We start from the raw sequence: 18,996 nt of genomic DNA, 5'->3' as shown, positions 1-18,996 counted from the left end.
GCACTCGCATTATTGTCAATAATATCGCGTTGGATGCGGGCAAAATGAGGCCGCATATCCGCCAATAGTCAAGCATTGACAATAATTCGGTGGACTCCTTAAGTGCCCACCCGCAACGACAGGAAGAAAAAATGGCCGACGGACTTCGCAAGGGACTGACGAGTTATGGCGATGCTGGCTTCTCGCTGTTCCTGCGCAAGGCCTTCATCAAGGCGATGGGTTATTCGGATGATGCGCTGAACAGGCCGATCGTCGGCATCACCAATACCTATAGCGACTACAATCCCTGTCACGGCAACGTTCCGCAGATCATTGAAGCCGTGAAGCGCGGCGTGATGCTGTCGGGCGCGATGCCGATGGTGTTCCCGACTATCTCGATCGCCGAGAGCTTTGCGTTTCCGACCTCGATGTATCTGCGCAATCTGATGGCGATGGACACCGAGGAGATGATCCGCGCGCAGCCGATGGACGCCGTGATCGTGATCGGCGGTTGCGACAAGACCTTGCCGGCGCAGATCATGGCGGCAGTCTCCGCCGATCTGCCGACCGTCGTCATTCCGGTGGGGCCGATGGTGGTCGGGCATCACAAGGGCGAGGTGCTGGGGGCGTGCACGGATTGCCGGAGGCTGTGGGGAAAATATCGCGCCGGCGAAATTGACGACATTGAAATCGAAGCCGTCAACGGCCGGCTGGCGCCGTCCGTCGGCACCTGCATGGTGATGGGCACTGCCTCGACCATGGCGTGCATCACCGAGGCGCTGGGGCTTTCGCTGCCGATGAGCGCGACGATCCCGGCGCCGCATGCCGAGCGCGTTCGCTCGGCGGAGGCGAGCGGCAGGGTGGCGGCTGTGATGGCCAAGGCGAAGGGGCCAAAGCCGAGTGAATTGCTGACCCCGGCCTCATTCCGGAACGCGCAGGTGGTGCTGCAGGCGATCGGCGGCTCGACCAACGGGCTTATTCATCTAACGGCGATCGCCAACCGCACGAAACACCGCATTGATCTCGAGGCGTTCGACAAGCTCGGCCGCGAAGTGCCTGTGCTGATCGACCTGAAACCGTCAGGCGAGCATTACATGGAGCATTTCCATCATGCCGGCGGCGTGCCCAAACTGATGGCGCAGCTCGGCGATCTTATCGATCTCGATGCCAAGACCATTACGGGGCAAACGCTGCGCGATGTCGTCGCCGACGCCGAGGAGGTGCCCGGACAGGACGCCATCCGTCCGCGCGACAATCCGATCAAGCGCGAAGGTGCGATGGCAGTGCTGCACGGCAACCTCGCGCCGCGTGGAGCCGTCATCAAGCAGTCGGCGGCAAGCCCGAAACTGCTGCAGCATACCGGCCGTGCCGTGGTGTTCGAATCCGTCGAGGACATGACGCTGCGGGTCGACGATCCCGATCTCGACGTCAACGCCGATGACGTGCTGGTGCTGCGCAATGCCGGCCCCAAGGGTGCGCCGGGCATGCCGGAGGCCGGCTATCTGCCGATCCCGAAGAAACTCGCTCGCGGCGGCGTCAAGGACATGGTGCGGATATCGGACGCGCGCATGAGCGGGACGGCGTTCGGCACCATCGTGCTGCACATCACGCCGGAATCCGCCGTGGGCGGCCCGCTGGCGCTCGTCAGGAACGGCGACATGATCCGCCTCGATGTCGCGAAACGCAGCATCGATCTCCTGGTCGACGCGGCGGAGCTTGCGAAGCGCCGCACGGCGCTTGCACCGGCCGTCACGCCCGAATGGGCCAGGCGCGGCTACGCGCACCTGTTCAACGAGACTATTCTGCAGGCCGACGAAGGTTGCGACTTCGATTTCATGCGCGGGCAGGGCAGGGACTAGCTCCTGGGGCGGGTGTGAATTATCGACAATTATTGGCCTTCTGGCCACGATCTGGCCCGTTCTGGCAGATAATTCCGATACTTTATTGACAATCTCGTTGCCCTGATGGTTTGATTGGGAAAAATCAAACCAACGGGGGGAAACGCGTCATGGGGAATCCAGGGAAATCGATCTTCGCGGCGATTGCCGCTGCGACCGTCATGCTCGCTACCGGCGCGGGCGCACAGGAAGCGAAGCATTATCGCTTCGCGCACGATCAGCAGCTCAATTCCGGCTACAGCATCGCCTACGATATTTTTTCAGCGAAGCTGAAGGAGTTGAGCAAGGGCACGATGCTGGTCGACCAGTTTCCCGGCGCGCAGCTCGGGCAGGAACCGCAGCTCCTGCAACTCGTGAAGGCCGGCGATCTCGATTTCGCGGTCGTGTCGTCCGCCAACACGTCGACGATCTCGCCGCAGGCCGGCGTGATGTCGCTGCATTTCCTGTTCCGCTCGGAAGAACACAACATCAAGGCGCTCGGCGACGAGAAGGTGTTCGAAGCCGTTCGCGACATGATCGACGGCACCACCCAGGGCATTCACGCCATCGGCCTCGGCACCCAGGGTTTTCGGCACATGTACGGCAAGAAGGAGGTGCGCAAGCCCGAGGATATGAAGAGCCTGAAGGTCCGCGTCCAGGCGACCGCGACCGAAGACATGATGTTCCCGGCCTACAGCGCCCAGACGGTGCACATGCCGTTCGGCAGCGTCTACACCTCGCTGCAAACCGGCGTGGTGGATTTCGGCGAGAACGCGGTCAACGTCTACATGATCAACAAGCACTATGAAGTCGCGCCGGTCATGTCGATGACCGGTCACGAGGCAAATAACTGCATCCTGTGGCTCAGCGACAGACTGTGGCAGAGCCTCAATGACGAGCAGAAGAAATGGGTGCTGGCCGCCGCGCGGGATGTCAGCGTCCAGGAACCGAAGCGGGCTTTCGACCTGGAGAATACGGCCGCGACGAAGCTCGAGAAGATGGGCGTCAAGATCGTCAAGGATGTCGACAAGGCGAGCTTCCAGAAGATCGCCGATCCCTATCTCGACAAGCTTGCCAGGGAGCTCGGCCCGCACGCCGACAAGATCAAGACGCTGATCCGGGCGATCAATTAGTTCCTCTCTCCGCGAGTCGTCCCGGCGAAAGCAGGGACCCATACGCCGCGGCCTGCCGGTTGAGCGATCGGTTAGCCAGCCTCTGCAAACAACGAACCCCTGTGGTTATGGGTCCCTGCTTTCGCAGGGACGACGACAGAGAGTGTGAAGTCAAGATGTCCATTGCCGACAAACTGGTGCTGCAGCGCCAGCATCATCTGAAATGGCGGTCGCTGGACCGGCTCGAACTGATCCTGATGATCATCTGCGGCGTGCTGTGTTTTGGATTTTCGCTGTCGGTCACGGCCGATATCGTCACGCGGACCCTCGGCAATCCATGGCTATGGCTGCAGGAGCTCACCTCAACGCTGTTTATCTATGCCATCTTCATCGGCGCCGCGGTCGCCACGCGCCGCAATGATCATCTCTATCTGACCGCGGTCTCCGAGGCGATGCATGGCACGCCGCGGCTGATCGTCGAGATCCTGATCCGCGTCGTGGTGCTGTCGGTGGCGGGGGTTCTGATCTATTACGGCTACGTCAACTATATCAGGGGCTTCGGCAGTTTCCGGCTGCCGTCGAACACCCCGATCGCCTCGCTCTATGCCGCGATCCCGCTCTCGGGCGTGCTGATCGCGCTGTTCACCGTCGAACAGCTCGTCAATGGAATCCGCAACGGCTTCGACCATCCCGAGCCGCTTGACGACGCTGGCGACAGTCCGCCCGCCGACACAGGCTTCCAGAACAGGGGGCAGCCGTGAGCGCGCCCGTCATTCTCGGCCTGATGACGTTCTGCTTCCTGTTCTTCGGCTATCTCGGCGTGCCGGTGCCGTTCTCGCTGATGGCCGGGGTTTTCGTCGGCGCGTTGCTGGCCGACGTCTCGCTCGCCGCCATCATGCAGAAGATTTTCGACGGCGTGGATTCGGAAGCGCTGCTGGCGATACCGTTCTTTCTCCTGGTCGGCGAACTCATGAGCTCGGCCAACGTGGTGGTGCGAATAGCCAACCTGTCGCTGTCGCTGGTCGGGCATATCAGGGGCGGGCTCTCGCAGGTCGTGGTCGTGTTCTCGATGTTCTTCTCGGAAATGTCGGGATCGACCACCGCCGACGTCGCCGTGATGACCCGCGCGCTGGGCGGACCGATGAAGAAGGAGGGATATAGCCCCGCTTTCATCGCCGCGATCATCGCCGCCGCTTCCACCATCGCGGCGCTGGTGCCGCCGAGCATCACCGCCGTGGTCTACGGCGCGGTAGGCAACGTCTCGATCGCCGGCCTGTTCATGGCCGGCGTCGTGCCCGGGTTGATGATCGGCTTCGGCCTGATGATCTATTGCTTCTTCTTCGGGCCCACCGGGATGCAGAGGCCGCGCGCGCCGTTGAAGCAGATCGTGTTCGCGGCTGGCGACGCTGTCCTGCCGCTGATGATCCCCGTCATCCTGCTCGGCGGCATCCTAACCGGCGCCTTCACGCCGACGGAAGCCGGCGTCGTCGCCGTGATCTGGATCATCGCGGTGGTGATCCCCGCGCTCAACCGCGGGCACTTCAAGAACATCCCCTATGATTTCTGTCTCGCCGGGCTGATCTTCTCGCTGCCGCTGATCACGATCGGCGCCGCCAACGCGTTCGGCTGGATGCTGGCCTACCTGCGCGGCGCCTCCGTAATCGCCGACTGGATCATCGCGATCGCCGGCAACGATCCGCATCTGATCATGCTGCTGCTGGTGCTGCTGTTCACCGTGGTCGGCGATTTCATCGAGCCGGTGCCGACCATCATCATCTTCATGCCGCTGGTGAACACGCTGACCCAGGCCGGCGACATCAACGCCGTTCACATGGGCGTCGTGCTGATCGCGACATTGGCATTCGGGCTGATCACGCCACCATACGGATTGGTGCTGTTGATGGCCTCGAAATTCGTCGGCGTCCCGTTCTCCAAGGCGCTGCGCGCGGCGTTGCCGATCTATGTGGTGTTCCTCGTGACCATCACCTTCACGATCTATTTCCCGAAGGTCGTGCTGTGGCTGCCGAAACAGGTGATCCCGGAATCGGTCGGCTGCTTCAAGTCGCCGTCGGGGACGGGGTACATCTGCCCGAACTAGATTCCACCGTCGTCCCTGCGAACGCAGGGACCCATATCGCGTTGTTCTCTCGGTTGAAGCGAGATGGCTGACGCCTTCCAGAACAACAAGAGCCGGTGGTTATGGGTCCCTGCGTTCGCAGGGACGACATCGAGAGTGGGGCGAGGCTATCCACCTCGGCAACACTCCAGACATCGCCAGCTCTGTCATACCTGAACAGCGTGCCGTGGCGGTTGTCGATCCACTGGCCGCAGAGCGCTTCCGACATCGCCTGCATCACGGCATCGTGGCAGACGAACAAGATTACTGCTTGCGGATGACGGTGGAACCATCGGCTGACGCAGCTTAGCGCTCGCGCAGAGATTGACGGCCATGGTTCGCCATCCGGCGGCAGAATGGAAACCAGGTCTTCCACCGTCCGCAGGCCGTGCGCCTTCATCGTCTCCGCAATCGACGTTCCCTCGAGGCTGCCGAAGTCGCATTCGATGATGCCATCATCGACATCGAGCGGCGTGTGCCTTGCCGAGGCGATGATCTCGGCGGTCTTCAGCGCACGGGACAGCGGACTGGCCACGACATGGTCGAAAGGTATATTTCGTAGCCGTTCTGCCGCCGCATGCGCTTGAGCAATGCCTTCGCCGTTCAAGGGAACATCGGTGCGGCCCTGAAACAGGCCTTGAGCGTTCCAGTCGGTGACGCCGTGGCGGAGGCACAGAAAGGAGCGTGACGGTGTCGCCACCGGTCTCACTTCCCCTTGCTGGTGAACTTCTTCACCGCAACGCGAAAATCTTCGGTGCGCATGGCGTCGATGATCTTCGCTTCCTCGGCATCGAGCTGCTGCCTGGTCGGCGTAACCGCGGCCTGATAGATCAGCGATTTGGTGCCTGAGATCGCCGCGGGCGGATTCTGGGCCAGCCGCTCGGCGAATTTGCGCGTTTCGGCCTTCAGCTCTGCCGCCGGAACGACGCGGGCGACCAGGCCCCATTCATAGGCCTGCTGCGCGGTAAAACTGTCCTCGGCCAAAAAGATCTGCAGCGCGCGGCGGGTGCCGACGGTGCCGACCATGCCGACGGTGCTGCCGCCATCCGGCGAGACGCCGATCTTGGCATAGGCCGGCGTGAAGCGGGCGTCATCGGCGGCAATGCAGAGATCGGCAACGAAGGCCAGGCCCATGCCGGCTCCGGCGGCGGAGCCGTGAACGCTGGAGAGTACGATCTTCGGCATCCGGCGCACCGTCTCGATAAAGGCATGGTAGTGCTTCAGCAACTCGCCGACCACGGGCGCGACGGTATCGTTGGCGGCGGCGGCTCCAATGGTCTGCAGATCGCCGCCGGCCGAGAAGGCGCGGCCTTCGCCCTCGATCACAAGCACACGGATATCGTCATTGCCCTCGACCTCGCCGCCGAGTTGCTCGAGCTTTTGCGCGATCGACAGATTGATGGAATTGAAGGCCGCGGGCCGGTTCAGGGTGATGGTGGCAATTGGACCCTCGATCCGGAGCAGGGCAGGGTCGCTGGCGGCGGTATCATCGGAGGACGGCATGGCTGGGCCTCGGCTCGGAACGGAGACAGCATTTAAATCGCAGAAGGCAAGAGGTGACAATCCCCGGCAAGGTCCGCAAAATACCACGCAAACCTGCCTCCCGGGTCACGGCGCTCTTGCGTCTCTTCGCGCCATGAGGTCAGATAGGGCCTGTCATCGTTCGGGACGGACACGAGCGCCGCACCCAAGGGACGAGACAGGCAAGCCAAAATCAGTGGAGAGGAAACGACATGGGTCATTCCCGTGTGCTCGAACGTAGGATGTTCCCATGACGGCAGGACCGGTTGTCATCATTGGCGCGGGCCATGCGGGCTTTCAGCTTGCGATGTCGCTGCGCCAGCACGGCTTTTCCGAACGCATCGCGCTGTTGAACGATGAAGGCCATCTGCCGTACCAACGGCCGCCGCTGTCCAAGGCTTATCTGAAGGGAACCGGCGGACCCGACAGCCTGATGTTCCGCCCGGAAAAATTCTATTCCGACCAGAACATCGAGCTGATCTCCGATCGCGCGCTGTCGATCGACCGCGCCGCGCGCAAGGTGTTGCTCGCCTCCGGCACGTCGCTCGATTACGGCCACCTGGTGCTGGCGACCGGTGCGCGCAATCGGCTGCTCGATATCCCGAACGCCAATCTCGACAGCGTGCGCTATCTGCGGACGCTCGACGAAAGCCAGTCCTTGCGGGACTACATCGGCCCGGGCCAGCGCGTCGTCGTGATCGGCGCCGGATTCATCGGCCTCGAATTTGCCGCGACCGCGCGGGCCAAAGGTCTCGAAGTCGACGTCATCGAGCTCGCGCCGCGGGTGATGGCGCGCGCGGTGACGGCGGAGATTTCGGAACATTTTCAATCGCGGCATACCGCGGCCGGCATCCGGATTCATCTCGGCGTGCAGGTCACGAGCATCGAGAGCGACGGCAGCAAGGTCACCGGTGTGAGCGTCAGCGACGGGCGGCATATCAAAGCCGACCTGATCGTGGTCGGCGTCGGCGTGCTGCCCAATGTCGAGCTGGCGGCGGAGGCGGGGTTGAAGGTCGCGGCCGGCATCGTGGTCGACGAGCATTTGCTGACCTCCGATCCGAACATCTCGGCGGTGGGCGATTGTGCGCTGTATGCGAGCCCACGGTTCGGCGGCTCGCTGCGGCTGGAATCCGTGCAGAACGCCACCGACCACGCGCGCTGCGTCGCGGCCCGGCTGACCGGCGATGCCAAGCCCTATGACGGCTTGCCCTGGTTCTGGAGCGATCAGGGCCCCGACAAGCTGCAGATGGTGGGACTGACCACCGGCTATGACCGCGTGGTGGTGCGCGGTGATCGTGCGCAAGGGGCGTTCTCGGCGTTCTGCTACAAGGCCGGACAACTCGTCGGCATCGAGTCGGTCAACCGCGCCGGCGACCACATGTTCGGCCGGCGCCTGCTTGCCGCGCACGGCTCGATCACGCCCGAGCAGGCGGCTGACAGCGGCTTCGACCTGAAGAGCGCGCTCGGTTGATACTTTGTAGGGTGGGCAAAGCCAACGGGTCGCGCGAACGCGCGCCCGATGACAGGCTCCGCGTGCCCGCCGTTGTTGCGAAGTGCGTGATGTGGGCACGGCGCAAACGCGCCTTTGCCCACCCTGCGAAGTCAAGTGTGCTTCGCCAGGATATTCTCCACCTCCGCCGCCGTCGGCATTGACGGCGCGGCGCCCATCCGCTGCACACAGATCGATGCGGCGATGTTGGCGTATTCGAGCGCGTCGCGGACCGCCTTTCCATTGGCAAGCTGCGCGGCGAGGGCGCCGACTAAGCAGTCACCAGCGCCGGTCGTATCCACAGCCTTTACCGCGCGTCCGGCAATCATCGATGCCTCTCCGCCGACAAGCGCAAGCACGCCACGCTTGCCCAAGGTGACGCAGACGATTGCGTTCGCACCGGTTTGCAGACGCCTCGCCGCCTCGACAAAGCGGTCAGGCGCGTCGCTATCGTGAAGCTCGGTGTGGGTGAAAAACCCCAACTCGGTCTCGTTGAGGATCAGGATGTCAACGAGGTCGAGCAACTCCGGGCCACAGGCGATGGCCGGCGCCGGATTGAGGATCGTGGTCGCGCCGGCCGCCCGCGCGCGCTTGAAAAACGCGGCGATCGTAGCTTGCGGGATTTCGAACTGGCTGACGGCGACGTCGCCTTTGGTGAGCACGGGGGCGGCGACATCCTCGGCACTGACCAGCGCATTGGCGCCGGGCACGACGACGATGGTGTTGTCGGCATCGGCGATGGTGATCACGGCCGTCCCGGTATGGATATCCGCGGTGTCCTTGACGAGCGCGAGGTCGACGCCTTGCGCGGCGAGGAACGTCCGCAATTGCAGGCCGAAGGCATCTGTGCCCAGCCGGCCGATCAGCGCGGTCGATGCACCGAGCTTCGCTGCGGCGACCGCCTGGTTCGCACCCTTGCCGCCCGGAAAATAATGCACGGCGTTGCCGGCGACGGTCTCGCCGACCCTGGGATGCCTGCTGGCCGTCGCCACCACATCCATGTTGATGCTGCCGGCGACGAAGACGCGCCCCAAATTGCTTCTCACGGATTGCCTAATCCCAAAATTCCTTCTTGCGCCCGATCTGGAACTCCTGCTTGACAGCGTCGATATCGGCAAGCGTCGGCAATCCAGCCTCGTTGCCGAGGCGCTGGATCTTATAGGTCGAGGCCGCGCGCGCAAACTCGAAATGGTCGTGCCAGCCTTTCGAGGGATTGTTGAGATACGAAAACACGTAGGCGCCATGAAATACGTCACCGGCGCCGTTGGTATCGATCACGCGCTCGCCTGCGATTGGCAGCGCCGGTAGCTTGCGGACCGCGCCGGTCTCGTCATACCAGAGCAGGCCTTGCTCTCCCATGGTGATGCCGCCGACCCGGCAACCGCGGCTCTTGAGATAGTCCAGCATGGCGTCTGGCGTCTTGTCCATCTGCTCGCACAGCCGTTCGGCAACGATGGCGACGTCGATGAACTCCAGCAGCTCGTGGGTGTTGGTGCGCAGGCCGCCGCCGTCGAGCGATGTCAGAATGCCGTCCTCGCGGCACAGCCTGGCATAATGGATTGCAGCATCCGGCTGATGGCCGTCGACATGCAGCGCGCGGCAGCCCTTCAGGTTCAGCATCGGGAAGGGATGGATATGCTCGTCGTCGCGGCAACGCACGATGGCGCGTTTGCCGTCTTTCGGCATGATGAACGACAGCGAGGAGGAGTTGACCTTGCGCGGATGGATCGAGATTCCGTATTTCGCGGCCATGTCCTGAAACATGCGGCCGAGCCAGTCGTTGGCCATGGTCGCGATCAGGTCAGGCACGGTTCCGAGCTTGGCGCAGCAGAACGCCGCGGTGACGGCGTTGCCGCCAAACGACACCGCATAGGCGGAGGCCACATGTTTTTCGTCGCCGGTCGGCATGTGGTCGGTGATGAAGGTGACGTCGATATAGGTCTGTCCGATGAAGAGGGCCTGCATTCGTTTTCCGTCATGAGCTGATGGGGGATCCCGGCCCGGCGCAGATACATTAGCACCGGTTATCGGATGCATTCGCTGAAATTATTCGCAACCGTGCCGTCTTTGCAGCTTGAGATGGGGGTATAGAGGAGGCTACGTCCGTCCGTCTTTAAGGCTCGGGTATACGGCCGTATAACGGCTAACGGCTGCCCGGGTTTCCCCGTAGCGCGACAAAAGTGGAGGGAAGATGACCGTTTATTCCGGTCCGGTATTCGACATGGCGGTTAACCAATTTGGCGTCATCGCCAACCATCTCGAAATCCCGATGGACGAGCGCGGCCGAATCCTGATGCCGAAGCGGGCCATCACCGTCTCCTGTCCGATCCACCGCGATGACGGCACGGTCGCGGTGTTCGAAGGCTACCGGGTGCAGCATCACCTCACCCTCGGCCCGACCAAGGGCGGCACGCGATTCGCGCCCTCCGTCGACATCGGCGAAGTCGCGGCCCTTGCGATCTGGATGAGCTGGAAATGCGCCCTCGTCGGGCTGCCCTATGGCGGCGCCAAGGGCGGCGTCAATGTCGATCTCTCCACCATTTCCAGGCGCGAGCTGGAAGCGCTGTCGCGGCGCTACATGCAGGAGATGATTCCCTTTGTCGGTCCGCATACCGACGTCATGGCGCCCGACATGGGCACCAATGAGCAGGTGATGGCCTGGTTCATGGACACCTATTCGATGTACCAGGGCCAGACCGTGACCGAGATCGTCACCGGCAAGCCGGTGTCGTCGGGCGGCACGCTCGGCCGACGCGAAGCCACCGGCCGAGGCGTCGCCTATCTCGCCAGAAGGGTGCTGAAGGAGCTCTCGATCAATCCCGGCACCGCCACCGCCGTGATCCAGGGCTTTGGCAATGTCGGCTCCTACGCGGCGCTGGAGTTGCACAATTACGGGCTCAAGATCATCGCCGTCAGCGATCACACCGGCGCGCTGCATGATCCGGCCGGGCTGGATATTCCCGCGCTGATGCGGCACGCCAGCACGCATGGCAGCATCGCCGGTTTCTCCAACCAGATGACGTTCGACCCCGAGGCAATTTTCACGCTGCGCTGCGACGTCCTGGTGCCGGCGGCGATGGAGCGCGTCATCGATGCGAAGGTCGCCGAAAACCTGAAATGCCGGGTGTTGGCGGAAGGCGCCAACGGGCCGACCACGCCGGAAGCCGACCTGGTGCTGGAAAAGCGCCAGGACGAGGTGTTCTTGATTCCCGACATTCTCTGCAATTCCGGCGGCGTGGTGGTCAGCTACTTCGAATGGGTGCAGGATCTGCAGCAATTGTTCTGGGAGGAAGAGGAAGTGACGCGGCGCGAATACGCCATCCTCGATCGCGCCTTCGACCACATGGTGCAGCGCGCGAGAGCGGACAATATCCCGCACCGGACCGCGGCGATGGCGATCGGCGTGGAGAAGGTCCGCGCCGCCAAGAACACGCGAGGTCTGTTCCCGTGATCACCGGCCTCGACCACGTCGTCGTTCTCACCGGCGACATCAACGCGGCCTCTGCCGCTTACCAGACCTTGTTTGCGCGCGCACCGGCCTGGCAGTACGGCGGCGCCGGCGCCGATCGCGTCCTGTTCACGCTTGATAACACGACGCTGGAATTGGTGGCGCCGAATGGCGATGACGCCAACGCGGACCGCATTCGCGCGGTGCTGGCCGCAGAGGGCGAGGGACTTGCAAGCATCTGCTTCCGGACCAGCGACATCGCCAGGATGCATCGCAGGCTGGATCGGCTGACGCTGAAGCCTGATCCCGTTACCGAGGTCGAAAGCCGCGACGCGATCTCGGGTGCGGCGCTGTCATGGAAGCGCACGCGAGCGGCAACGGAGACCACGCGCGGCGTCCGCCTGTTCTTCCTCGAGCGCGACAAGGAGCGGCCGCTTTCGGTGCGAACCACAACCGGATCGATCACCGCGATGGACCATGTCGTGGTCTCGACGTCGGATCCCGAGCGGGCCGCCGCCCTCTATGGCGCGCGGCTCGGCCTCGACATGGCGCTCGACCGCTCGCACCCCGATTGGGGCCGGCTGATGTTCTTCCGCTGCGGCGACTTGATTGTCGAGGTCACGCACCGGCCGGGCAAGCAGGAGGATACGTCGCAGGACCGGCTGCGCGGTCTGTGCTGGCGTGTGGCCGACATCGACGCCACCCATGCGCGGCTGGCTCAGGCCGGCGTCGACGTCTCGGAAGTCCGCACCGGCCGCAAGCCGGGGACGCGGGTGATGACGGTGCGCAGCGGCACGTGCGGCGTCCCGACGCTACTGGTGCAGCCGTCGGCGGGGGCGTGATCCTTGCTCTTCCTTCTCCCCTTGTGGGAGAAGGTGGATCGCTGGCGCGCAGCGGCAGCGAGCCGGATGAGGGGTCTGTCTCCGCGGATAGAGCCCCCTCATCCGGCGCGGATTGCGTCCGCGCCACCTTCTCCCACAAGGGGAGAAGGGAAGAGCAGGGTCGGCACATTCTCAAACTCTTCCCTGCGTGCTACAGCTTGCTTCGTGCGACCATCGGGCGATTGATTTGGCAAAAGCAAAACGCGTTCAGAAATGGCAGCGCGACCCCGAGGGGATGCGGCTTCGCATTCTCGAGGCCGCCAAGCAGGAGTTCGCCGCCCATGGCCTGGCCGGCGCGCGCGTCGACCGCATCGCGGCCAATGCGGGCGCCAACAAGCGCATGCTGTATTACCACGTCGGCAACAAGGAAAACCTCTACCTTGCGGTGCTCGAAGGCGCCTATGAAAAAATCCGTTCCGAGGAGCGCGGGCTCGATCTCGAACATCTCGATCCGCCCGAGGCGATCGAGCGGCTGATCGACTTCACCTGGAACTATTTCCTCCGCAATCCGGAATTCCTGGCGCTGCTCAATACGGAAAATCTCGCCAAAGCCCGCCATCTGAAGCGCTCGACCAAGGTCAAATCGATGCACTCGCCGTTCGTCGAGATGATTCGCACGGTGGTGATGCGCGGCGTCGAAAGCGGCGATTTTCGCGTCGCGGTCGATCCTGTGCAGCTCTATATTTCGATCGCGGCGCTGTGCTTTTTCTACCTCTCCAACAGCGCCACGCTCTCCGTGATCTTCGGCCGCGACCTCCTGAAGAAGGAGGCGAGGGACGAGCGCCTCGCCCACATGGTGGCGCTGGTGCTGGCCGCGCTGACAGGGAAGTCGACTGCGGATTTCGGCAAGCCCGTGGGGCAGGGCGTGCGCGCACCGGCACATCAGCCGGTTTGATCTGTCGTTCCTGCGAACGCAGGAACCCATAGCCACTGATGCTAATTGTTACAGCAGGATCAACGACTACCGTCCAAAGTCGAGAGGCCGCGGCGTATGGGTCCCTGCGTTCGCAGGGACGACACCAGTGAGAGCGGTAGCTCGGATAAGCGAACGACAAAATACCGCAGAAAAACCCGCTTGCCAGTATTTATCCAACGGGTTAATTTCTCCCCCGAAAAAGATGATCAACAGGGAGCGGGACGTGGCGGAGCTGAAGCGCGAGAGCGGCTTGTCGAAAGCGCTGAATGCTGCGTGGGTGCGGCCGTTTTTGTTCCTGCTTTTCATCGTGGTGGCTTGGGACCTCACCATCCGTCTGTTCCAGATTCCGGCCTACCAGATCCCGGCGCCCGGCGATGTCGTGGCTGTCCTGCGGACGGACTGGCCGGAACTGTTGCGGCAGGCCTGGCCGACCACCTACGCCACCATCTGCGGCTTCCTTCTGTCGGCGCTGTTCGGCATTCCCGTCGCCATGCTGATTGCGGGATCGAAGACGGTGGAAAGCTATGTCTATCCGCTGCTGGTGTTCTCGCAATCGGTGCCGAAGATCGCCATCGCGCCCTTGTTTGTGGTGTGGTTCGGTTTCGGCATCATTCCGAAGGTGATCTCGGCATTCCTGCTCGGCTTCTTCCCCGTCGTGGTGTCGGCCGTGCAGGGTTTCAAATCGGTCGATCCTGACATGGTCGATCTCGCGCGCGCGATGCAGGGCAGCCGCTTCCGGGTGTTTTGTGCCGTCAACCTGCCGCACGCGATGCCGGCGATCTTCTCCGGCCTGAAAGTGTCGGTGACGCTTGCGGTGGTCGGCGCCGTGGTCGGCGAATTCGTCGGCTCCAATTCCGGCATCGGTTACGTGATGCAGCGCTCGATCGGCACCTTCGACCTGCCGACGATGTTTGCCGCGCTGGTGATCCTCGCGCTGCTCGGCGTCGTGCTGTTCTGGATCGTCGACCGTATCGAGCGCCTCGTGATCCCCTGGCATGTCAGCCAGCGCGACGACGTCATTTTTGCTTCGTAAGCCAAACCAACAAGCGGCCTGTCCAAGGGCCGCGCCAGCACCAACGGGAGGATAACCATGATACGAGTGTTAGCGGCGATCTCCGCCGCCCTGATCTGGACCGCGCTTTCAGTGGTTTCCGCATCGGCCGCCGACAAGGTCGTGCTGATGCTGAACTGGTACGTCTATGGCGAGCACGCGCCGTTCTATTACGGCAAGGCCAAGGGCATCTATGCCGCCGAGGGCATCGATCTCGAAATTCAGGAAGGCCGCGGCTCGGCGGCGACCACACAGGCGGTTGCGGCCAAGACCGCCAATTTCGGCTATGTCGACGTGCCCACCATGATGCGCGCGGCCGTGAAGGGCGCGCCGATCGTCGCTACCGGCGTGCTGCTGCAGACCAGCCCGATGTCGGCGATGGGCTTTGTCGAAAAGAACATCAGGAAGCCCGAGGACATCAAGGGCAAGACGGTGGCGATCACGCCGGCCGACTCGATGACGCAGATCTGGCCGCTGTTTTTGAAGAAGACCGGCCTGAAGGAAAGCGATTTTCAGACGGTGGCCGGCGACGGCCAGACCAAGCTGAACGCCGTCATCAACGGCCAGGCCGATCTTCTGCTCGGCTACGTCATGGACCAGTCGATGAAGATCAAGGACGCCACCGGCAAGGACGTCAACGCGATCAAGTTCGCCGACTACGGCATCAACATGGTCTGCTCGGGCGTCGTCGCCAACACCGACTTCGTCAAGGCCAATGCCGATCTCGTCAAGCGCTTCATGTCGGCGACGACGAAAGCGGTCGAAGCCGCCGAGAAGGATGCGAAGGGCGCGGCGCAGTCGATCCTCGACGCCAACCCGAAGGGCGGCAAGATCGAAACGCTCACGCAAGGCTTTGAGCTGACGATCCCGCTCTACCGCACGGCTGAAACCAGGAACAAGCGGCCGTTCCAGGTGACCGACCAGAACATGACCGACACGGTCAATCTGATGGTCGAATATGGCGGGCTGGATGCCAAGGCCAAGGACAATCCGAAGGCGTTTTATACCAACGACTACCTGCCGCAGGGCGGCTCGTGAGCAATTGATGACGGACTTCTTGTCGTCCCTGCGAACGCAGGGACCCATAACCACCGGCCTTAATTTCTGCAGAAGGTCTCTACCCCCGTGCCCGAACGAAAGGGCACGGCGTATGGGTCCCTGCGTCCGCAGGGACGACGGGTGGAGCGGAGCTTTCCAATGAATCCCGCGACCAAACCAACCGAGATCCATCAACCAAGCGCCCATTTGCGCCTGGTGTCCGATCGCGCCGGCGCTGCGCCGGGCATCACGCTGTCCGGCGTCTCGAAAACCTATCGTTCGCGCGACGGCGACGTGCCGTCGCTGCGGCCACTGGACTTTCACATCAACGAGGGCGAGTTCTTTGTCGTGGTCGGCCCGTCCGGCTGCGGCAAGTCCACGCTCCTGAAGATGATCTCTGGCCTGCTGGCGCCGTCGACCGGTGAAATCCTGGTCGAAGGCGAGCAGGTGACGAAGCCGCACGGCAATGTCGGCATCGTGTTCCAGAACGCGCTGCTGCTGCCGTGGCGCAACATCCTGTCCAACGTGATGTTGCCGATCGACATGAAGAAGCTGCCGCGCGAAAAATATCTGCCGCGGGCGAAGGCGCTGCTGAAGCTGGTCGGCCTCGAAGGGTTCGAGAAGAAGCTGCCCTGGCAATTGTCAGGGGGCATGCAGCAACGCGCCTCGATCTGTCGCGCGCTGGTGCACGATCCCAAGATCATGCTGATGGACGAGCCGTTCGGCGCGCTCGACGCCATGACGCGCGAGAAAATGAACGTCGAACTGATGCGCATCCAGCGCGAAACCGGCAAGACCGTGCTGCTGATCACGCATTCGATTCCGGAAGCCGTGTTTCTCGCCGATCGCGTGCTGGTCATGACCGAGCGTCCCGGCGCGATCGCTGCGATCTATGATGTGCCGCTGCCGCGCCCGCGTTCGCTGGACGCGATGGCCGATCCCGCCTTCACCGAACTGGTGCAGCGCATTCGCAAGCATTTTTTCACCCAAAGCGCGCTGGATTGAAAGCTGGCTGATGCCGTACCGCTTGGCCGTAAAGGACATTGCCTTCTTTGAGCGTCCGGTGCGTTTTGCCCGGCCGTTTCGGTTCGGTGCGGTCGTCATCAACGCGACCCCGCAGGCTTTTGTGCGCGTCGAGATCGAGGTCGAAGGCAAGGGCAGGGCGACAGGGGCCAGCGCCGAGTTCCTGGTGCCGAAGTGGTTCGACAAGCGGCCGCATCTTTCGCCGGAGGAAACGGTTACGGAGTTGCGGCGTTCGCTGCTGATTGCGCGCGAACTCTATCTGGCGCATTCCAGCCATGAGACCGCGTTCGGCCTGCACGCCGCCTGTATCGGCGCGCAGGTCGAGGCCTGCGCCGCCGAGGACATTCCGCCGCTGGCGGCGGCTTACGGACCGGCCGAAATCGACAAGGCCATCCTGGACGCGCTGCTGCGCCGTACGGGGGGCAGCTTCTTTGATGGCATGGCGGCTAACATCGCCGGCGTCGATGCGCGCCTGTCGCGCGATCTGACCGATGCCGATGTGCCGCAGTTCCTCGCCGGCCGCAAGCGACTGGAGCGTGTCGCGATCCGGCACACGGTCGGCATGGATGACAAGATCGAAGGCGAGGGCTGTGTCGCCGACATCAAGGAAAACGCCGGGGCGCGCTATTTCAAGCTCAAGCTCAATGGTGATCCCGCACACGATGCGGATCGCCTGATCAGGATCGGTAGAGCACTGGCCGCGCTGCCGTACGATTACCGCGTCACGCTGGATGCCAATGAGCAATATGCCGACCTTGCTGCTTTGAGCACGCTGGTCGATCGGCTCGATCGGGAGGCGGCACTGCGTCCGATCGCGCAAAAGCTGCTCTATATCGAGCAGCCGATGCCGCGCGATATCACGCGCCAATCGCCGCTCGGCGCGCTGGCCCGGCGCGACTTCATCGTCGACGAGGCCGACGACTCCTATGATGCGTTTCCGATCGCACGGGCGCTTGGCTATCGCGGCATTTCCTCAAAATCCTGCAAGGGCATCTACAAGTCGGTGATCAACGCAACGCGCGCGGCCAAGTGGAGCGCTGGCGGCGAGAAGTGCTTCATCGCGGGTGAGGACTTGACCTGTCAGGCGGGACTGGCAGTGCAGCAGGATCTCGCGCTCGGCGCATTGATTGGCGTCACCCATGCCGAGCGCAACGGCCACCATTATGTCGACGGTTTTGGCGATACGCCCGCCGCCGAAGCGGAGGCGTTTCTCACAGCGCATCCCGATCTCTATGTTCGCGACAGCGGCAAGGTTCGGCTCGCGATTCACGACGGCGATCTCCTGACGGGATCGCTGACCACACCGGGCTTCGCCACGGCCACGCATCCGGACTGGTCCGCGATGTCGCCGCTCGAGCAGCCCCCAGCCGGAATTCCCTTGGAGAAAGCAGTATGACGACCAAACGCCTCGGCCTGATCATGAACGGTGTGACCGGCCGGATGGGGCTCAATCAGCATTTGATCCGCTCCATCATCGCGATCCGCGACCAGGGTGGCGTGGTCCTCGCAAACGGCGATCGCATGCTGCCTGATCCGATCCTGATCGGCCGCGATGCGGACAAGGTGGAACGTCTTGCCAGGCGTTTCAACGTCGAGCGCTGGTCGACCGATCTCGACAAGGCGCTGGCCGACAAGAACGATACGATCTTCTTCGATGCCGCCACCACGCAGGCGCGTCCGTCATTGCTGACCAAGGCGATCGAGGCCGGCAAGCATGTCTATTGCGAAAAACCGATCGCGACCAATCTGGACGAGGCGGTCGCAGTGCTCAAGCTCGCCAATGCCAAGGGGGTCAAGCACGGTACGGTGCAGGACAAGCTGTTTCTGCCGGGCCTGAAGAAGCTAGCCTTCCTGCGCGATTCCGGCTTCTTCGGCCGCATGCTCTCGGTGCGCGGCGAGTTCGGCTACTGGGTGTTCGAGGGCGGCTGGCAGGAGGCGCAGCGGCCGTCGTGGAACTACCGCAGCGAGGACGGCGGCGGCATCATCCTCGACATGGTCTGCCACTGGCGCTACGTGCTCGACAATCTCTTTGGCGAGGTCGAGAGCATCTCCTGCCTCGGCAACACGGATATCCCCGAGCGTTTCGACGAGAAGGGCAAGAAGTACACCGCGACCGCCGATGACTCCGCCTACGCCACCTTCCGCCTCAAGGGCGGCGTGATCGCGCATATCAACATGAGCTGGGTGACGCGGGTCTATCGCGACGATCTTGTGACGTTCCAGGTTGATGGCACGCATGGTTCGGCGGTGGCCGGCCTGACCGATTGCGTGATCCAGGCCCGGCAGGCGACGCCGCGCCCGGTCTGGAATCCGGACGAGAAGCGCACCCATGATTTCTACGGCGACTGGCAGAAGGTTCCGGAAAACGTCGTCTACGACAACGGCTTCAAGGAGCAGTGGGAGATGTTCATTCGCCATGTCTGCGAGGACGCGCCATATAAATTTACGCTGCTGGAAGGCGCCAAGGGCGTGCAGCTTGCCGAATGCGCGCTGCAGAGCTGGCGCGAGCGGCGCTGGATCGACGTCGCCCCGATCAAGGTGTGAG

General features: G+C 63.0%; 17 protein-coding genes. 13 read left to right on the top strand and 4 right to left on the bottom strand.

Annotation, left to right across the window (positions count from 1 at the left end):
- Positions 1-131 precede the first annotated feature (131 nt).
- From V1293_RS12755 to V1293_RS12740, 4 genes are all read left to right on the top strand, one after another.
- Positions 132-1,838 carry an IlvD/Edd family dehydratase gene (locus V1293_RS12755; protein ID WP_334509944.1) on the top strand — a complete coding sequence of 569 codons (1,707 nt, stop codon included), beginning with the start codon at positions 132-134 and terminating at the stop codon, positions 1,836-1,838.
- A gap of 149 nt (positions 1,839-1,987) precedes the next feature.
- The gene (locus V1293_RS12750; protein ID WP_334509942.1) at positions 1,988-2,989 is read left to right on the top strand and encodes a TRAP transporter substrate-binding protein; all 1,002 of its coding nucleotides are present in this window, start codon (positions 1,988-1,990) and stop codon (positions 2,987-2,989) included.
- Between the two features lie 155 nt (positions 2,990-3,144).
- Positions 3,145-3,729 carry a TRAP transporter small permease gene (locus V1293_RS12745; RefSeq protein ID WP_334509940.1) on the top strand — a complete coding sequence of 195 codons (585 nt, stop codon included), beginning with the start codon at positions 3,145-3,147 and terminating at the stop codon, positions 3,727-3,729.
- A complete protein-coding gene (locus V1293_RS12740) occupies positions 3,726-5,066 on the top strand; it encodes a TRAP transporter large permease (protein ID WP_334509939.1) in 1,341 nt (446 codons plus the stop codon). Before V1293_RS12745 ends, V1293_RS12740 begins: the two co-directional genes overlap by 4 nt.
- Here the strand turns inward: V1293_RS12740 and V1293_RS12735 are convergent.
- Positions 5,026-5,784, bottom strand: coding sequence for a histidine phosphatase family protein (locus tag V1293_RS12735; protein ID WP_334509938.1), 759 nt, complete (start codon positions 5,782-5,784; stop codon positions 5,026-5,028). The genes V1293_RS12740 and V1293_RS12735 overlap by 41 nt on opposite strands.
- Before the next feature lie 5 nt (positions 5,785-5,789).
- Complete coding sequence (locus tag V1293_RS12730) at positions 5,790-6,587, bottom strand: enoyl-CoA hydratase/isomerase family protein (RefSeq protein WP_334509937.1); 798 nt, start codon at positions 6,585-6,587, stop codon at positions 5,790-5,792.
- A gap of 268 nt (positions 6,588-6,855) precedes the next feature.
- Between V1293_RS12730 and V1293_RS12725 the strand changes: the two genes are divergently transcribed.
- Positions 6,856-8,076, top strand: coding sequence for an NAD(P)/FAD-dependent oxidoreductase (locus tag V1293_RS12725; protein WP_334509936.1), 1,221 nt, complete (start codon positions 6,856-6,858; stop codon positions 8,074-8,076).
- 131 nt (positions 8,077-8,207) lie between these two features.
- Here V1293_RS12725 and V1293_RS12720 read toward each other — a convergent pair whose 3' ends face one another.
- Complete coding sequence (locus tag V1293_RS12720) at positions 8,208-9,128, bottom strand: ribokinase (RefSeq protein ID WP_334516711.1); 921 nt, start codon at positions 9,126-9,128, stop codon at positions 8,208-8,210.
- 19 nt (positions 9,129-9,147) lie between these two features.
- Complete coding sequence (locus tag V1293_RS12715; protein WP_334509935.1) at positions 9,148-10,059, bottom strand: sugar kinase; 912 nt, start codon at positions 10,057-10,059, stop codon at positions 9,148-9,150.
- Positions 10,060-10,285: 226 nt separating this feature from the next.
- On the opposite strand from V1293_RS12715, the gene V1293_RS12710 reads away from it, so the two are divergent.
- From V1293_RS12710 to V1293_RS12675, 8 genes are all read left to right on the top strand, one after another.
- On the top strand, positions 10,286-11,545 hold the full coding sequence (locus V1293_RS12710; protein WP_334509934.1) for a Glu/Leu/Phe/Val family dehydrogenase: 1,260 nt from the start codon (positions 10,286-10,288) through the stop codon (positions 11,543-11,545).
- Positions 11,542-12,384, top strand: coding sequence for a VOC family protein (locus V1293_RS12705; protein ID WP_334509933.1), 843 nt, complete (start codon positions 11,542-11,544; stop codon positions 12,382-12,384). Before V1293_RS12710 ends, V1293_RS12705 begins: the two co-directional genes overlap by 4 nt.
- 226 nt (positions 12,385-12,610) lie before the next feature.
- Positions 12,611-13,318 carry a TetR/AcrR family transcriptional regulator gene (locus V1293_RS12700; protein ID WP_334509932.1) on the top strand — a complete coding sequence of 236 codons (708 nt, stop codon included), beginning with the start codon at positions 12,611-12,613 and terminating at the stop codon, positions 13,316-13,318.
- 244 nt (positions 13,319-13,562) lie between these two features.
- Complete coding sequence (locus V1293_RS12695; RefSeq protein WP_334509930.1) at positions 13,563-14,372, top strand: ABC transporter permease; 810 nt, start codon at positions 13,563-13,565, stop codon at positions 14,370-14,372.
- A 57-nt stretch (positions 14,373-14,429) separates the two neighbouring features.
- Positions 14,430-15,428 carry an ABC transporter substrate-binding protein gene (locus tag V1293_RS12690; protein ID WP_334509928.1) on the top strand — a complete coding sequence of 333 codons (999 nt, stop codon included), beginning with the start codon at positions 14,430-14,432 and terminating at the stop codon, positions 15,426-15,428.
- A 159-nt stretch (positions 15,429-15,587) separates the two neighbouring features.
- Positions 15,588-16,433, top strand: a complete 846-nt coding sequence (locus V1293_RS12685; protein WP_334509926.1) for an ABC transporter ATP-binding protein — start codon at positions 15,588-15,590, stop codon at positions 16,431-16,433.
- A gap of 10 nt (positions 16,434-16,443) precedes the next feature.
- On the top strand, positions 16,444-17,847 hold the full coding sequence (locus V1293_RS12680) for a hypothetical protein (protein ID WP_334509924.1): 1,404 nt from the start codon (positions 16,444-16,446) through the stop codon (positions 17,845-17,847).
- Positions 17,844-18,995 (top strand): Gfo/Idh/MocA family protein, encoded by a 1,152-nt coding sequence (locus V1293_RS12675; RefSeq protein WP_334509922.1) that lies wholly within the window; start codon positions 17,844-17,846, stop codon positions 18,993-18,995. Before V1293_RS12680 ends, V1293_RS12675 begins: the two co-directional genes overlap by 4 nt.
- Position 18,996: the final 1 nt, after the last annotated feature.

Source organism: Bradyrhizobium sp. AZCC 1693 (genome assembly GCF_036924745.1).
GTDB lineage: Bacteria > Pseudomonadota > Alphaproteobacteria > Rhizobiales > Xanthobacteraceae > Bradyrhizobium.
The sequence above is the reverse complement of the archived record's forward strand: the minus strand, read 5'-3'. Positions and strand labels throughout refer to the sequence as shown.

Excerpts from the sequence above, each read along its gene's own strand:
- V1293_RS12750 (WP_334509942.1), top strand. The coding sequence starts at position 1,988 with ATGGGGAATCCAGGGAAATCGATCTTCGCGGCGATTGCCGCTGCGACC.
- V1293_RS12690 (WP_334509928.1), top strand. The coding sequence starts at position 14,430 with ATGATACGAGTGTTAGCGGCGATCTCCGCCGCCCTGATCTGGACCGCG.
- V1293_RS12685 (WP_334509926.1), top strand. The coding sequence starts at position 15,588 with ATGAATCCCGCGACCAAACCAACCGAGATCCATCAACCAAGCGCCCAT.
- V1293_RS12675 (WP_334509922.1), top strand. The coding sequence starts at position 17,844 with ATGACGACCAAACGCCTCGGCCTGATCATGAACGGTGTGACCGGCCGG.
- V1293_RS12715 (WP_334509935.1), bottom strand. The coding sequence starts at position 10,059 with ATGCAGGCCCTCTTCATCGGACAGACCTATATCGACGTCACCTTCATC.
- V1293_RS12680 (WP_334509924.1), top strand. The coding sequence starts at position 16,444 with ATGCCGTACCGCTTGGCCGTAAAGGACATTGCCTTCTTTGAGCGTCCG.
- V1293_RS12730 (WP_334509937.1), bottom strand. The coding sequence starts at position 6,587 with ATGCCGTCCTCCGATGATACCGCCGCCAGCGACCCTGCCCTGCTCCGG.
- V1293_RS12745 (WP_334509940.1), top strand. The coding sequence starts at position 3,145 with ATGTCCATTGCCGACAAACTGGTGCTGCAGCGCCAGCATCATCTGAAA.
- V1293_RS12755 (WP_334509944.1), top strand. The coding sequence starts at position 132 with ATGGCCGACGGACTTCGCAAGGGACTGACGAGTTATGGCGATGCTGGC.
- V1293_RS12710 (WP_334509934.1), top strand. The coding sequence starts at position 10,286 with ATGACCGTTTATTCCGGTCCGGTATTCGACATGGCGGTTAACCAATTT.
- V1293_RS12725 (WP_334509936.1), top strand. The coding sequence starts at position 6,856 with ATGACGGCAGGACCGGTTGTCATCATTGGCGCGGGCCATGCGGGCTTT.